13 protein-coding genes are annotated in these 13,802 nt (G+C 68.2%); 9 read left to right on the forward strand and 4 right to left on the reverse strand.

Annotation, left to right across the window (positions count from 1 at the left end; translation table 11 throughout):
• Positions 1–113 precede the first annotated feature (113 nt).
• Together H0264_RS05495 and H0264_RS05500 are read left to right on the forward strand one after the other, a co-directional pair.
• Positions 114–1,106, forward strand: a complete 993-nt coding sequence (locus tag H0264_RS05495; protein WP_181585313.1) for an alpha/beta hydrolase — start codon at positions 114–116, stop codon at positions 1,104–1,106.
• Positions 1,107–1,278: 172 nt separating this feature from the next.
• Positions 1,279–2,514: an Nramp family divalent metal transporter gene (locus H0264_RS05500; RefSeq protein WP_181585314.1), complete on the forward strand. Its 1,236-nt coding sequence runs from the start codon at positions 1,279–1,281 to the stop codon at positions 2,512–2,514.
• A gap of 83 nt (positions 2,515–2,597) precedes the next feature.
• Here H0264_RS05500 and H0264_RS05505 read toward each other — a convergent pair whose 3' ends face one another.
• On the reverse strand, positions 2,598–3,392 hold the full coding sequence (locus tag H0264_RS05505) for an enoyl-CoA hydratase-related protein (protein WP_181582955.1): 795 nt from the start codon (positions 3,390–3,392) through the stop codon (positions 2,598–2,600).
• Positions 3,393–3,532: 140 nt separating this feature from the next.
• Here H0264_RS05505 and H0264_RS05510 point away from each other — a divergent pair, with 140 nt between their 5' ends.
• Complete coding sequence (locus H0264_RS05510; protein WP_181582956.1) at positions 3,533–4,807, forward strand: TetR/AcrR family transcriptional regulator; 1,275 nt, start codon at positions 3,533–3,535, stop codon at positions 4,805–4,807.
• Here H0264_RS05510 and H0264_RS05515 read toward each other — a convergent pair.
• Complete coding sequence (locus H0264_RS05515; RefSeq protein ID WP_231084058.1) at positions 4,790–6,214, reverse strand: aldehyde dehydrogenase family protein; 1,425 nt, start codon at positions 6,212–6,214, stop codon at positions 4,790–4,792. The genes H0264_RS05510 and H0264_RS05515 overlap by 18 nt on opposite strands.
• A 380-nt stretch (positions 6,215–6,594) precedes the next feature.
• On the opposite strand from H0264_RS05515, the gene H0264_RS05520 reads away from it, so the two are divergent.
• From H0264_RS05520 to H0264_RS05535, 4 genes are all read left to right on the forward strand, one after another.
• Positions 6,595–7,608 (forward strand): ATP-binding cassette domain-containing protein, encoded by a 1,014-nt coding sequence (locus H0264_RS05520; RefSeq protein ID WP_181582958.1) that lies wholly within the window; start codon positions 6,595–6,597, stop codon positions 7,606–7,608.
• Positions 7,605–8,435: an ABC transporter permease gene (locus tag H0264_RS05525; RefSeq protein ID WP_181582959.1), complete on the forward strand. Its 831-nt coding sequence runs from the start codon at positions 7,605–7,607 to the stop codon at positions 8,433–8,435. Before H0264_RS05520 ends, H0264_RS05525 begins: the two co-directional genes overlap by 4 nt.
• Entirely contained in the window at positions 8,432–9,298 is an 867-nt protein-coding gene (locus H0264_RS05530) for an ABC transporter permease (RefSeq protein ID WP_181582960.1), read from the forward strand. Before H0264_RS05525 ends, H0264_RS05530 begins: the two co-directional genes overlap by 4 nt.
• A 68-nt stretch (positions 9,299–9,366) precedes the next feature.
• On the forward strand, positions 9,367–10,395 hold the full coding sequence (locus tag H0264_RS05535) for an SDR family oxidoreductase (protein ID WP_181582961.1): 1,029 nt from the start codon (positions 9,367–9,369) through the stop codon (positions 10,393–10,395).
• A gap of 239 nt (positions 10,396–10,634) precedes the next feature.
• Here the strand turns inward: H0264_RS05535 and H0264_RS05540 are convergent, their stop codons facing one another.
• Together H0264_RS05540 and H0264_RS05545 are read right to left on the reverse strand one after the other, a co-directional pair.
• Positions 10,635–11,849, reverse strand: a complete 1,215-nt coding sequence (locus H0264_RS05540; RefSeq protein ID WP_181582962.1) for a lycopene cyclase family protein — start codon at positions 11,847–11,849, stop codon at positions 10,635–10,637.
• A gap of 135 nt (positions 11,850–11,984) precedes the next feature.
• The gene (locus H0264_RS05545; protein ID WP_181582963.1) at positions 11,985–12,461 is read right to left on the reverse strand and encodes a hotdog fold domain-containing protein; all 477 of its coding nucleotides are present in this window, start codon (positions 12,459–12,461) and stop codon (positions 11,985–11,987) included.
• Positions 12,462–12,522: 61 nt separating this feature from the next.
• Here H0264_RS05545 and H0264_RS05550 point away from each other — a divergent pair, with 61 nt between their 5' ends.
• Positions 12,523–12,969, forward strand: a complete 447-nt coding sequence (locus tag H0264_RS05550) for a hypothetical protein (RefSeq protein WP_181582964.1) — start codon at positions 12,523–12,525, stop codon at positions 12,967–12,969.
• Positions 12,970–13,162: 193 nt separating this feature from the next.
• A complete protein-coding gene (locus H0264_RS05555) occupies positions 13,163–13,522 on the forward strand; it encodes a hypothetical protein (protein WP_181582965.1) in 360 nt (119 codons plus the stop codon).
• The last annotated feature ends 280 nt before the right edge of the window (positions 13,523–13,802 follow it).

The raw sequence follows: 13,802 nt of genomic DNA on the forward strand, positions 1-13,802 counted from the left end.
AAGTGAAGGTGTGAACATTGATTCATCGACGTGTCCGGAACGGGGTTGCTAGTCGTCGGCGCGGTGCACGTGCCGCTGCCTTCATCGCCGCCACGGCCGTGCTCACCGGGCTGGTGTCCGGGATCGGCGTTCCCGCTGCGAGCGCCGACCCGATCATCGACTCCAAGAAGCTGCTGGCCGATCCCGTCGCACCGGACGGTTCGAAGATCACCAAGGCCGAGATGAAGGACAGCCGCAGCATCCGGCTGTACATCTACTCCGCCGCCATGGACGCCACCTACCCGGTCGATGTGCAGCGCCCCGCCGACGCCAGCGAACCGCGCCCGACCCTGTACCTGCTCAATGGCGCGGGCGGCGGTCAGGACGACGCCTCCTGGCAGAAGAAGACCGACATCGTCAAGGGCTTCCTCGGCGACAAGAACGTCAATGTGGTGCAGCCCATCGGCGGCAAGTGGAGCTACTACACCGACTGGCAGAACGACGACCCGGTCCTCGGCCGCAACAAGTGGCAGACCTTCTTCACCGAGGAACTCCCGCCGCTGATCGACGCCGCGCTCGGCACCAACGGCGTGAACGCCATCGCCGGCATCTCCACCTCCGGCACCACCGTGCTCGCCCTGCCCGAGGTCGCGCCCGGCCTGTACAAGGCCGCCGCCGCCTACTCCGGCTGCGCCCAGTTCGCCGATCCGGTCGGCCGCGAGTTCATGCGCCTCACCGTCGAAACCTGGGGCGGCGGCAAGCTGGAGAACATGTACGGCCCCGAGGATTCCCCGGCCTGGGCCGAACACGATCCGGTCGTCAATGCCGAAAAGCTGCGCGGCGTGGACCTTTACATCTCCACCGGCAACGGGCTGCCCGGCCAGTACGACACGCTCAACAACCCGTACGCGTTGCCCGGCTCCTACGGTCTCGCCAACCAGATGATCATCGGCGGCGTCATCGAGGCGGGCACCAACTACTGCACCGCCAACCTCAAGTCCAAGCTGGACTCACTCGGCATCCCGGCCACCTACAACTTCCGCAATAGCGGCACCCACTCGTGGGGCTACTGGAACGACGAGTTCATCAACTCGTGGCCGGTGCTGGCCCGCGGGCTCGGGTTGTAGCCGCACGCGCCCCGGAGGGTTCTCCGGGGCAATGAGTACAACGCCCCTGGCCACTGAAGTGGCCAGGGGCGTTGGTCTTTTACAGATTTAGGTTCATGCGGTTTGGTTTGAGGGGGTGCCGCTAAACAAAAAGTTCGGTTCACCGTAAACTGGCGCGGTGAGCAGCACTGCCCTGGCCGAACCGCGGAGTCGGTTCGTGCGAGCGAGATCGGCCATGGTCTTGCTCGGTCCCGCGTTCGTGGCCGCCATCGCCTATGTCGATCCAGGCAATGTCGCCTCGAATATCAGTGCGGGCGCGCAATTCGGGTACCTGCTGGTCTGGGTCATCGTCATGGCCAATGTGATGGCCGGGCTGGTGCAGTTCCTGTCCGCCAAACTCGGCCTGGTCACCGGCATGTCCCTGCCGGAAGCCGTGCGGGACAAGGCCAGCCGCCGCGTCCGGCTGGCCTACTGGGGGCAGGCCGAAACCGTCGCCATGGCCACCGACCTGGCCGAGGTCGTCGGCGGCGCCATCGCACTGAACCTGCTGTTCGGGCTGCCGCTGCTGGTCGGCGGTGTCATCACCGGCATCGTCTCGCTGTTCCTGCTGCTGATCCAGAACAGGCGCGGGCAGCAGCCCTTCGAACGCGTGATCATCGGCCTGCTGGCCGTCATCGCCATCGGATTCCTTGCCTCCGTGTTCATTTCGCCGCCCTCGGTCTCCGGCACCATCGGCGGGCTGGTGCCGCGCTTCGACGGCACCGAGAGCGTGCTGCTGGCCGCCGCCATGATCGGCGCGACCGTCATGCCGCACGCGGTGTACCTGCACTCCGGCCTGGCCCGCGACCGGCACGGCCGGCCCGACGCGGGACCGCAGCGCTCCAGGCTGCTCCGCGTCACCAAATACGATGTGGGCCTTGCCATGCTGCTGGCCGGCACGGTCAACCTGGCCATGCTGCTCATGGCCGCCAACACCCTGCGCGGGCGCGACGACGTGGATTCCATCGAAACCGCGCACGCCGCCGTCAACGAGGTGCTCGGCCCGGCCGCCGGCTTGCTGCTCGCCGTCGGCCTGCTGGCCTCCGGTCTCGCCTCCACCTCGGTCGGCGCCTACGCGGGCGCGATGATCATGCAGGGCCTGCTGCACCGCAAGGTGCCACTGCTCGCGCGCCGCGTCATTACGCTCATCCCCGCGCTCGCCATTCTGGCGCTCGGCGTCGATCCCACTCGCGCACTGATCATTTCGCAGGTGGTGCTGTCCTTCGGCATCCCCTTCGCGCTGATTCCGCTGGTGCGCTTCACCAGTGACCGCACACTCATGGGCGCGGACGTGAACCACCGCGTGACGACCGGCCTGGCCTGGCTGGTCGCGGCCATCATCTCGGCGCTGAACGTGGCGCTGATCTATCTGACCGTCACCGGTTCCTAGAACTTGCCGGGCGCGCCGCAGGGGGCCGCGCCCGGCAACACCCCCCCGGGCGGGGAACGTGCCGGATGACGGAGGTTTCCGGCTTACTCGGCGAAGACCGGCTTGCGCTTCTGCAACATCGAGGTCGCGCCCTCCGCGAAATCGGGGGAGCGCAGCAGCTCGCTCTGCCCGGTCTTCTCCGTGGCGAGGGCCGCATCCAGGGCGGTCAGCGTGGCCTGGTTCAGCGCCCGCTTGGTGAGTTCCAGCGCGCGGCGCGGACCGTTGGCGATCTTGGCTGCCGCCGCCTCCACCTTGGCGTCGAGGTCCGCGTCCGAGAGCACACCGGTGACGAGCCCGTACTTCTTCGCCTCGGTGACCGGCAGCCGCTCACCCAGCAGCGCCATCTCCGCCGCGAGCGGCCGCCCCGCCGCGGCCGCGACCATGGCCGCCGCGCCGCCGTCGGGCATGAGGCCGATATTGATGAAGGCCAGCAGCAGATACGCCTCCTCGGAGGCGTAGGTCAGATCGGCGGCCAGGGCGAACGCCACGCCGACACCCGCCGCCGCGCCCTTCAATCGGGCGATGACCGGAATCGGCGCGTCCACAATCGCTTTGATCATTCGATTGGCGGCGTCCATGGTGTCCTCGGGCGTGATGCCGCGCGCCGCCTCGCCCGGACTGGCCGCGAGATCCGCGCCGGTGCAGAAGTCTCCACCTTCCCCGGTCAGAACGATCACCCGGACGGCCTTGTTCTCGTACGCTCCGAGAATCGTGTCGGCGAGCCCGACCATGGTGTCGTAGTCGATGGCGTTCTTGCGTTTGGGGTTGGTGATGGTGATCCGCAGAATCCGGCCGTCCTGGATGGCGCTGAAGCCCGGGGTGGTCGCGATATTCGTCATGTGCTCGCTCCTGCTGGCTGGATCACTCGCAGTGCCTGCGTTCGGCCTGCTGCCGCGTATTCGCGTTGCGAATTGTGGTTAACTTAGGTTGACTTGTTCGGCACTGTCAACCGTCGGTGCCACGGAGAAGGAGAATGTGCATGGTCGCCGATCGCAGCGAGGCAGGCCTCGCTTCCGGGCGACCGGACAGCAAGCCGGGCAGCGCCGCCACCGAGCCGGGGCCGCGTCGCCGGCCCAAGAACCGCAAGGCCCAAATCGTGCGCGTAGCGGCGCGAGCCTTCGCCGATCGCGGCTACCACCCGGTCGGGGTGGACGAGATCGCGGCCGAGGTCGGCATCTCCGGCCCCGCCCTGTACCGGCACTTCACCAACAAGTACGCCCTCCTGGTCGCCGCCGCCGAAATGGGCGCACAGCAGCTGCTCGACGCCGCCAAGGCCGCCGACGATCCGGGGTTGGAACCGGAACCGCGACTCACCGCACTGATTCGCGGGATCACCGAGCACACCATCGAATTCCGCCGCGAGGGCGGGCTGTACCGATGGGAGCGGCGGTACCTCGAGCGCGCGGACCGGGCTCGCATCCGCGTGGTCTACGAAGACCTGCACACGACCTTCGAAGCGCCCGTCGCCGAGCTGTATCCGGACGCCGACCCGGCCGACGTGAAACTGCGCGCCGCCGCCTGCCTCAGCGCCATCGGCAGCATCACCGGACATCGCACGGCGCTGTCCAACGCGCGACTCGTGTCGCTCATGAACGAGATCTGCTGGGACATCCTGCGCGCCGACCTGCCGCCCGCGCCGCCCCCGGCCACCGGCGAGCCGCTCGTGCGCGGACTGCCCGTCATCTCCAAACGCGAACAGCTGCTCACCGAGGCCATCCGCATCTTCGGGCGGCAGGGCTACCACGAGGCGGGCATCGAGGAGATCGGCGCGGCCGCGGGCATCAATGCCTCCAGCGTGTACCGGTACTTCAGCAGCAAATCCGATCTGCTCGCCGCGGCCTTCCACCGCACCGGCGAACGCGTCGCCATCGCCAATGCCGAAGCACTGTCCGAGGCCACCAGCCGCGCCGACGCGGCCGTGCGCATAGCCGACCGGTTCGCGCGCATGACCTTCGCCATGCCGGAGATCCTGCCGGTCTACTTCGCCGAGTTCTCCAATCTGCCCGCCTCCGAACAGCATCGGCTGCGCACCATCCAGCGGCAGAACGTGCTCGAATGGGCCAACCTGCTCGACGGCGATCAGGTCGAGGCGCGCTTCCGGGTGCACGCCGCCATCAGCCAGGTCATCGACGTCGGCCGACGCCAGCGCTTCGATGCCCGCAAGGAAACCATGGCCCGCGTGGGCGCGCTCATGGCCGCGGTGCTGCTGGGCTCCGCAGCCACCGACAGCGAACAGTCAGACGCGATGGCGTAGGCGGAACAGCGCCCGCGCCATGCGCAGGCGGTACGGGTGCTGGTCGAAGGTGCCCGTGATCGCCGGATCGTGCCGGACCTTCTCGGAAATCGTGAGGGGCCGGGCGAATTCGCGCAGCGCATCCGGGTCGCGGGTGCGGCCCGGACCGTGGACGCCGTAGACCGGCACGGCATTCACCGTCACCAGGACGGTGTGCAGCCGCTCGGCGAAATCGGCGACACTGCGCACATCGCGCGTGAAAACGGCCACCGGGCGCGGTTTTTCAGAGGCATTGACACGTTCCACCGCCTCGTCCATGGACGCGACCCGGTTCACGATCAGCACCGGGCCCGCCGCGTCACCGGTGACGGCGGTGCTCACCTCCGGCACCTCGGTGAGCACGATGGGCTCGATATAGGGCTCGCGAATCGACTCCAGGCTGCCGACCACCGCCCGCCCGCCGCGCGTCAGCGCGTCACGCACCTGGCGGCGCACCATGTCGATGTGCGCGTCATAGGTCATGGGGCCGTAGGAGGCGCGCCGATCCGCGCCCGGCCGCAGCCTGCGCGCATGGTCGGCGGCCAACTCCAGGAACGGCTCGTAGATCGAGTCGGCGACATAGACCACCTGCACGCCGGAGGGATGCTGCCCGGCATGCGACATGGCGCCGAATACCGCTGCTGCGGCGGCGTGTTCGAGCCGCGCGTCCACCTGCACCACCATCGCGCCGCGCCCGCCCGGCTCCACCGTCAGCGGGGTGGCGGTCTGCGCGCACAGCGCGGTCACCTCGCGGGCGCCGGCGGGGGAGCCCACATACGAGATCTTGTCCACCCGCGCCCGGCACAGGTGCGCCGCCGTCGAGCTGTCGCCGGTAACCACCTGTAGCACAGGCTGATTCGGCACCAGCCGGGTCCAGGAATCGGCCAGCCACGCGCCCACGCCGGGCGTCAGCTCGCTCGGTTTGAACACGACGGCGTTCCCGGCCGCCATCGCGGCGGCGATCGAATTCATCGGTGCGAGAACAGGATTGTGCCAGGGGCCGAGGACCCCGACCACGCCCAGCGGCAGATATCCGACCGAGCCCTGCTGTCCGCGGGCGAATCGGCTGCCCGGCACAGACCGGCTCAGCGTTTTCTCCGCTTGGCGCGCAACCCAATCCAGATGTTCGACCGCGAGGGTCACCTCCAGCGCGGCATCCAGGCGCGGCTTGCCGGTCTCGCTGCTGACCAGCTCCACCAGTTCCCGGGTTCCGCGCGCGATGGTGCGTTTCCAGTCCAGCAGCCAGCGTTTGCGGCCGCTGAATTCGATTGCCGCCCACCACTGTTCGGCGGCGCGCCCGGCGCGTACGGTGCGCGTCAGCTCACCCGCGCCCATGACGGCGTAATCGCCCACGACCTCCCCGGTTCGTGGATCGTAGGAGGTCAGCACCTTCGGCTTTCCGCTTCCGGTGCGCCCTTTCGCTGGCTGCGCAGGCTCAGTCGCCCGCGGCTGCGCAGACTCGGCCATGGTCACCCTCTCGCGGCCAAAAATTCGTCTCCCCGCACCGCCAGACTATGGTTCGGTCCGTAGGCTCGACAAGGTAGCGAAATTCGGGCATACCGGCCGGTCCGTGCCCGGATCTGCGGCTATGCCTGGCGCTGAAAGTTTGTGACCAAGGACACAATCCGCCGTCGGCTGCTTAACCGAAGCAACGACCGGGAAACTTTCGCGCCGGTAACATCACGCGCGGCGGAGTGGATCATCCCGGATGGGATGTGGGGACCTGCCGAACGGGGCGCAAATGCCTGCCAGCCGATAGTGGAGAGTTGATGCCGAGCTTGGACAAACCGGAATCGCATACAGCGGAGTCACCCAGCGATCCGGCGGTGTATGTCGAAGACGTCCGTAAATCGTTCGGCGACGTGCACGCGTTGAACGGAATCAGCTTCACCGCCGCCCGCGGCCAGGTGCTCGGCATCCTCGGACCCAACGGCGCCGGCAAGACCACCACGGTCAAGATCCTGTCCACCCTGCTGCGCCCCGACTCCGGCATCGCCCGCGTCGCCGGGCACGACGTCCGCAAGGACCCGGCCGGGGTGCGCCGCTCCATCATGATGACCGGACAGTACGCCGCCCTCGACGAAAACCTTTCCGGCCGTGAGAACCTCGAACTCTTCGGCCGCCTCATGGGCCTGCCGCGCAAGACCGCCCGGCAGCGCGCCGACACCCTGCTCGAGGAATTCGACCTCACCGGCGCCGGCCGCCGCGCCGTGCGGCACTACTCAGGCGGCATGCGCCGCCGCGTCGACATCGCCTGCGGGCTCGTGGTTCGGCCGGAGGTCGTCTTCCTCGACGAACCCACCACCGGCCTCGACCCGCGCAGCCGTCAGGGCGTGTGGGATCTGGTGAACGCGCTCAAGCGCCAAGGCATCACGGTGCTGCTGACCACGCAGTACCTCGAAGAGGCCGACGTGCTCAGCGACAACATCATCGTCATCGACAAGGGCACCGTCATCGCCGAGGGCACCGCCGACGCACTCAAGGAGAAGACCGGCGGCAGCTTCTGCGAGATCGTGCCGCTGGATCCGACTCAGGTCCGCCGGGCCGCCGACGCGCTCGGCGACCTGGTGCCCGACGCGGTGCGCGCGGAACTGACCGGCAACGACCGGCTCTCGATTCCCGCGCCGGAGGGCGCGGTCACGCTCTCCGAGGCGCTGCGCCGGCTCGACGGCGCGGGCATCAAACTCGCCGACATCGGCCTGCGGCGGCCCTCGCTCGACGACGTATTCCTCTCGCTCACCGGACATTCCGGGAGCAAACAGGAACCGGAGAGCGCGGCATGAACGAAGCTGACACTCTCGACGCGCCTGCTCGGGACAACCGCGAGCAGCTGTTCTCCGGCCTGCCCGCCTCGAAACCCTCCAGCCTCAAACAGTGGTGGGCGCTCACCGGCCGCATCGTCTGGGTGATGGCCACCAAGGGCGAACTCATCGTCGCCGTCGTGACGCCGCTGGTGTTCACCCTCGGCTTCTACCTGCCGCTGCGCTTCGTCATGAAGGCGCAGGGCATCGACTACGCCCAGTTCGTCATGCCGATCATCGTGCTGCAGACCATGTCCTTCACCATGATGTCGAATGCGCAGCTGGCCGCCTTCGAAGCGCTCACCGGGTTCAACACCCGCATGCAGACCATGCCCATCGGCAAACTCGTCCCGCTCACCTCGCGGCTGAGCGCGGGCATGGTGCGGTCGGTCGTGTCGCTGATCGCGGCGCTGGGCTGGGGTCATCTCATCGGCTTCCGGTTCGTGGCCGGGTTCGGGCAGGCCGTGCTGTTCTGCGCCTTCTCGCTGGCCGTCGGCACGGTGCTGGCCATCGGCGCGGACGGGCTGGGGTCGCTGACCAAGAACCCCGAATCGCTCAGTCAGGCACTGACCCTGCCGACGCTGATCTTCGGCATGTTCTCCTGCGGGTTCGTGCCCGAGGCCGGATTCCCGGAGTGGGCGCGCGGATTCGTGCGCAATCAGCCGATCTCGCAGTTCTCCTTCGCGCTGCGTGACATGGCCGCGGGCGGCGTGACGTGGGACGTTTTCTGGGTGCCGCTGGTGTGGGTGGGCGGCCTGGCCGTGCTGTTCCTGCCGCTGGCCGTGTGGGCGAGTGTGAGGCGATCATGAGCACTGTTGTCGAAACCCCGGCCGGCACCGAGCCGGACGAATGGGCGGGGCATCAGCCGCTGCCCGCGGTGCAGCCGCGCTCGGAGGCCACGCTCTCGATCCTGGTGGAGCAGAGCCTGATCCAGTGCAAGCGGCTGCTGATCGGCTGGATGCGCGATCCCTCCACGACCATTCAGGCGCTCATCTATCCGGCCGCCACGCTGCTCATGTACTGGGTGGTGCTGGGCGATTCGATCACCGCGTTCACCGGTGAGCCCAGCGTCTACCGCACGGTGCCGATGGTCATGATCGTGGCCGCCATGTCCGGTGCGGTGGTGAACGCGCTCGGCTTCAAGGTGGAGAAGGCGACCGGTCTGCTCGGGCGGTTCTGGACCATGCCGGTGCACCGCGCCGCCGGACTCACCGGGCGCTTGCTGGCCGAAGTGGTGCGCGTGCTCATCACCTCGCTGTTCGTGCTCGCCGTGGGCCTGTGCCTGGGCTTCCGATTCTGGTACGGGCCCGCGGAATCCATCGCCATGATCTGCATTCCGATCCTGTTCGCCATCGGCTTCGCGGTCATGATCACGGCGCTGGCCACCATCTCCGAGGGCATCATGCTGATCTCGGTGGTCGGCATCATCAATACCCTGCTCATGTTCTTCAACACCGGATTCGTGCCGGTCAACGCGTATCCGATCTGGTTGCAGTCGACCGTGGAGAACCAGCCCATGAGCACGGCCGTGGACACCATGCGCGGGCTCGCCTACGACGGGCCCATCGCCGAACCACTGCTGAAAACCGTGGCGTGGACGGTCGGCATGATCGTCGTCTTCGCCATCCCGGCCATTCGCGGCTACCGTCGCGCGGCCGAAACCGGCGCGTGAGTCGCGCGGTTTGCGCGGTTTGCCGTGCCCCGGTCCGGGTGTGTCACGCGTCACGTTAAAGTGACCGCATGGCTTACCTGGTTACCGGGGCAACTGGGTTCATCGGTCGATTTCTGATTCCCGAACTGCTCGAACGCGATCAAGACATTCACGTGCTGGTACGCCCCGGGGAGGACTCGGTGCTGCGGTTCAACCGGTGCGTGCGCGCATGGAACGCCGGAGACCGGGTCCGACCGGTCCGCGGCGACCTCGACGCGCCCGGCCTCGGCATCGACGCGGGCTGGATTGCGGCGCAGCGCGGTTCGATCGACCACATCTTCCATCTCGCCGCCGGCTACGACACGAGCGAGCCCGGTGGCGGCACCCGGCGCGTCACCGACCTGGCGGCCGCCCTGGAAGCGGGACTGCTGCACCATGTTTCGAGCGTGCAGGTGGCCGGCGCGTGGGACGGGCTCTACACCGAGAACATGGTCGACGTCGGACAGCTGCTGACCACGCCGTACCAGCGGGCGCTGCTGAGCGCCGAACAGGCGGTGCGGGAGCAGAGCAAGGTGCCGTGGCGGATCTACCGGCCCTCCATCGTCATCGGCGACTCCCGGACCGGCGAGATCGACCGCATCGACGGGCCGTACTACTTCTTCCGGCTCCTGCGCATGGCCGCGCAGCTGCCGCGCATCCTGCCCATCGTCGCGCCCAAACTCGGCGAAACCAATATGGTGCCGGTCGATTTCGTGGCGCGGGCGCTGGCCCACATCGCGCATCAGCCCGGGGCCGACGGCAATACCTACCACCTGGTCGACCCGCGCCGGCAGAGCGTCGGCGAGGTGTTCAACCTGTTCGCCGACGAAGCCGGAGCGCCGCATCTGGTCGAGGTCATGCCCAAACAGACCCTCGACGTCTCACTGCGCGTGCCCGGCATGGGCTGGGCCCTGCGCCAGGTTGGGCTGCCCATGGACGTGGTCGAACACACCGAACTCAGCTGCCGCTTCGACAGCCGCCACACCGCGGCGGCCCTGGCCGGCACCGACATCAAGGTGCCCCCGCTCGCGGGCTATGCCTCGGTCATCTGGAAGTACTGGATCGAGAACTGGGTCTGAGCCCGGCGGCTATCCCGAAAGCCATTCCCGCACAATGGAGGAAGTCCAGGATGGCGCCACCTGCGCGGGCGGGGCTCTCACCGAGCCGTTCGGCGGCGTCGGGTCCGCTGCGAATCCGATGGCCGGCACGGCACAGTCACGCGCGAGACCTGGGACAACCACCTGATCTTCCGCACCGGCCGGGGAGCCTGGCCGGTGTGTGTGCCCCGGCGCCGTGGAGGAATGCTGAACGGTGCGGCTCAGGGGTGCTCGGCCGGATCCTGGAGCAGATGGCTCAGATCCTGCGGCGGGCCGAAATCCCAGCCCACCCAGCGGTTCCGGTTGGTCCAGCCGACCAGGTCGTAACGCCAGCGGAACGGCCAGGTCGTGGCCACCGTCATGAACAGCGAGGTGCCCAGCGCGGTGTAATCGTCGTGCGCCGACAGCAGCGCCCGCTGCTGCCGGGGCGGCCGCGTGAAGAACGCCTCGAACATGGCGACCGACTGCGCGGTGGTGAGCCGCCCCAGCCCGTATACGCCGCGCATGCGCATCCAGTAGACCAGCCGCGCCTCCCACGACCACATGGCCTCGATCGGATCCTTACCCTGCCGGATCGCCTCGATCGCGGTGTCCACCAGCGAAAGCGACTCCGCCACACAGTATCCGGTGATCGGATGCATCATCCCGCCCCGCGAGCCGAACGGGATCACCTGCCCGCGACCGGCTTTCGGCGGCACATCGTCGAGCGGATAGTGCGCGGCCTCCGTGGGCTCGTCGCCCGTTAGTCGAATGCCGTGGGCGGCAAGCCGATTCAACGTCCGGCGCCGCAACTCGTGCTGCGGCATCCCGCCCCGCAACCCGAGGCTGGTCTCCTCGAAGATGACCGTCCCGTCCCCGAGCGGCACCGCGTACAGGAACGACGGCGGCTCATCCGCCCCCGCCCCGTTCTCCGGCCGCCAATCCAGCATGAGCCCCTCGCCCGGTTTCACCATGGGCGCGGCCACATCCTCGTCCACGAAAATCCCGTGCGCACTGGCACTTCGCCGCTGCCCCGGCGCCGCCTGCCCCCGAGTGTCGAACACCGTGGCCGCTCGCACCTCGGTCCCGTCGGCCAACTCCACCCGATGCGCCTCGACCGTGCGGGCCCGCCCCGCGATCACCGTCGCGTCATCCAGCGGCAGCGCATCCCACAACTGCCGCTTTCCGAGCACGCAGTACTGCCGCTCGATCCGCAGCTCCTGATCCGTCCACACGGTGGGCCGCTCGATCAAACTCGCGATAGCTGTGCGCGGCAACCACTCCGGCAGCTCATCCACCCAGCACGAATAGGTGGGCACGAACAACCGCTCCGGCCGCGGATCCACCGCAACCACCTTCAGCCCGGCCACCATCGCCCGATGCGCCAATGCCCGCCCAGTAGGCCCGAGCCCCACCACACAAACGTCGGCAGCACCGCCGACCTCCCGGCCACTCATACCCGCATCAAACCAGCCGCCCGCGCCGCCCGCCAGCCTCCCCGGCCCGCAGCGACCGTCCTGAGGGCGACCGCCCTCGCCGTACCGGCGAAAATGCCGGTCGCCCAAGAGTTCCGGCGACCGGCCACCGCGGGCCTACTTCGGAGTGACCCAGGTGGTGATGTCCGCGTGCACGACCTCGAGGCCGGACTTGTCGTAGATCGACACGGGCACGACCAGGTCCTGACCTTCGGTGATCTTCTCGAAGTCGGGGACCTCCGGCAGCTTCGCGACGGCGCGCAGCCCCGAGTTGGCCTTGGCCAGGTACTGCACGTTCATGGCCTTGGGGATCCAGCGGTGGGTGCCCGGCACGGTGGCCTCGCTGAGCATGCCCATGGCGACCTCGGCCAGGTTGCAGGCGGCGATGGCGTGGAAGGTGCTCAGGTGATTGTGGATGCCGAACCACTTGGGTGCGGTCACCTCGCAGAGGCCGGGTTCCAGCCGCACCACGGTGGGCAGCACGGTGCCGAAGTACGGCACCCGCGCGACCATCCCCAGCGAGAACAGGGTGTGGCCCAACCGGTTGTCGGGCAGCTTCTTCCAGCCGCGGTAGGTGGCGGTCTCTTTCGTCATACCGCGTATCTTACTCAAAAGTAAGTTCAGCGGAAGCGGGGCACTGGCATACTGGGCCGCCATGTGGGGGAAGCTCGGCAAAGCCATATCCGAAGCGCGCGCCGGAAAGCGGCGAGGGATCGTGGCGCTGGCGTTGACGGCACTGACCATCGGCTGCCTGACAATGCTGGGCACCTACGAGAACACCGGCATCTACTTCCGAGGCGAGCAGGCCACCGCCCAGGTCACCGACTGTCGCTGGGTGAACCCCCGCCGCAAGCCGTCCTACTACATCTGCGCGGGCACCTGGACCCTGCGCAACGGGAGCACCGGCACGGGTGACCTGCGCGGCGTGAAGAACAAGCTGGCCAAGGGAACTCCCATCCGAGTCCGCGCCACCAAGGGTGTAGCCCACGCCAAGCTCGGCCCCGGGACCCCCGCTCTCTTCGTCTTCGGCGCACTCGTGGCGATCGGCTCCTCGGGGGTTCTGATCGCTCAGTTCCGCCGCCGCGACTCGCCCTCCATCTAGCCCTGCGCTGCTTGCCGTGCTGTCGCTGATTGACTGGATATTCATGCGGCTGACAGGGGAGACCAGGGGAAATGGTTGATAGGTGGCGACAACTGGACGGTTGCCTGATAGCTTGAGCCGTCGCGTGAAGTGTCGCGGCTGGAGGTCGGCGCCACTCGCCGGCTCGTCGGGGGAAATGGAGTTCTCGAAGATCATGCGTATCCGCACTGCCGTCATGATGGGTGCGACCGTGGCGGGCGCCGCCGTCGCCGCCACCCTGTCCGCGGGCTCGGCCGCGGCCCTCACCCCCACCGTGGAGCCCGGCTTCCTCGGCGTGGAACTGACCCACTCCGAAACCGTGGCCCTGGCCAACAGCCCGATTCCGGGCTGGCTCGAAGCCGCCAACCCGCCCGTCACCGTGTGGATCGACCCGGCCTCCCGCCTCCCGCAGAACGAGACCACCGTCTTCGCGACCTTCCCGCAGATCATCGGTGAGGCTGCCGCCGCACCCCAGGGCCAGATCGGCTTCGCCCTGGACAACGGCTCCTTCGCGATCGGCCAATTCCTGGGCTGACCCCAAACCCGCTGCGCCGCACTCGAACCCATTTCGCGTGCGGCGCAGTTGCGTTCGCGGAGGGAACCGGTCCCGCCGCGCAGCCGGTCAATTCAGGAACGGAATTCCGCCATTCCCGCCTCGCGGGCCTCGTGTGAGATGAATGCGTCAGGTGAGTTGCGCTCAGCTGCGAGCTCTGCGCGAACGGCTATGCGGAGGCGGGTTTCCTCGCTGAGCTCGGCCATGCCCGGGAGCATATGGTCGGCTGGCTTCGTACGCCATGGCCGACGGCGCTCGAGAC

Source organism: Nocardia huaxiensis (genome assembly GCF_013744875.1).
GTDB lineage: Bacteria > Actinomycetota > Actinomycetes > Mycobacteriales > Mycobacteriaceae > Nocardia > Nocardia huaxiensis.

Coding starts and splice junctions, on each gene's coding strand:
- H0264_RS05505 (WP_181582955.1), bottom strand. CDS start 3,392: ATGACGAATATCGCGACCACCCCGGGCTTCAGCGCCATCCAGGACGGC.
- H0264_RS05510 (WP_181582956.1), top strand. CDS start 3,533: ATGGTCGCCGATCGCAGCGAGGCAGGCCTCGCTTCCGGGCGACCGGAC.
- H0264_RS05520 (WP_181582958.1), top strand. CDS start 6,595: ATGCCGAGCTTGGACAAACCGGAATCGCATACAGCGGAGTCACCCAGC.
- H0264_RS05525 (WP_181582959.1), top strand. CDS start 7,605: ATGAACGAAGCTGACACTCTCGACGCGCCTGCTCGGGACAACCGCGAG.
- H0264_RS05530 (WP_181582960.1), top strand. CDS start 8,432: ATGAGCACTGTTGTCGAAACCCCGGCCGGCACCGAGCCGGACGAATGG.
- H0264_RS05535 (WP_181582961.1), top strand. CDS start 9,367: ATGGCTTACCTGGTTACCGGGGCAACTGGGTTCATCGGTCGATTTCTG.
- H0264_RS05540 (WP_181582962.1), bottom strand. CDS start 11,849: ATGAGTGGCCGGGAGGTCGGCGGTGCTGCCGACGTTTGTGTGGTGGGG.
- H0264_RS05545 (WP_181582963.1), bottom strand. CDS start 12,461: ATGACGAAAGAGACCGCCACCTACCGCGGCTGGAAGAAGCTGCCCGAC.
- H0264_RS05550 (WP_181582964.1), top strand. CDS start 12,523: ATGTGGGGGAAGCTCGGCAAAGCCATATCCGAAGCGCGCGCCGGAAAG.
- H0264_RS05555 (WP_181582965.1), top strand. CDS start 13,163: ATGCGTATCCGCACTGCCGTCATGATGGGTGCGACCGTGGCGGGCGCC.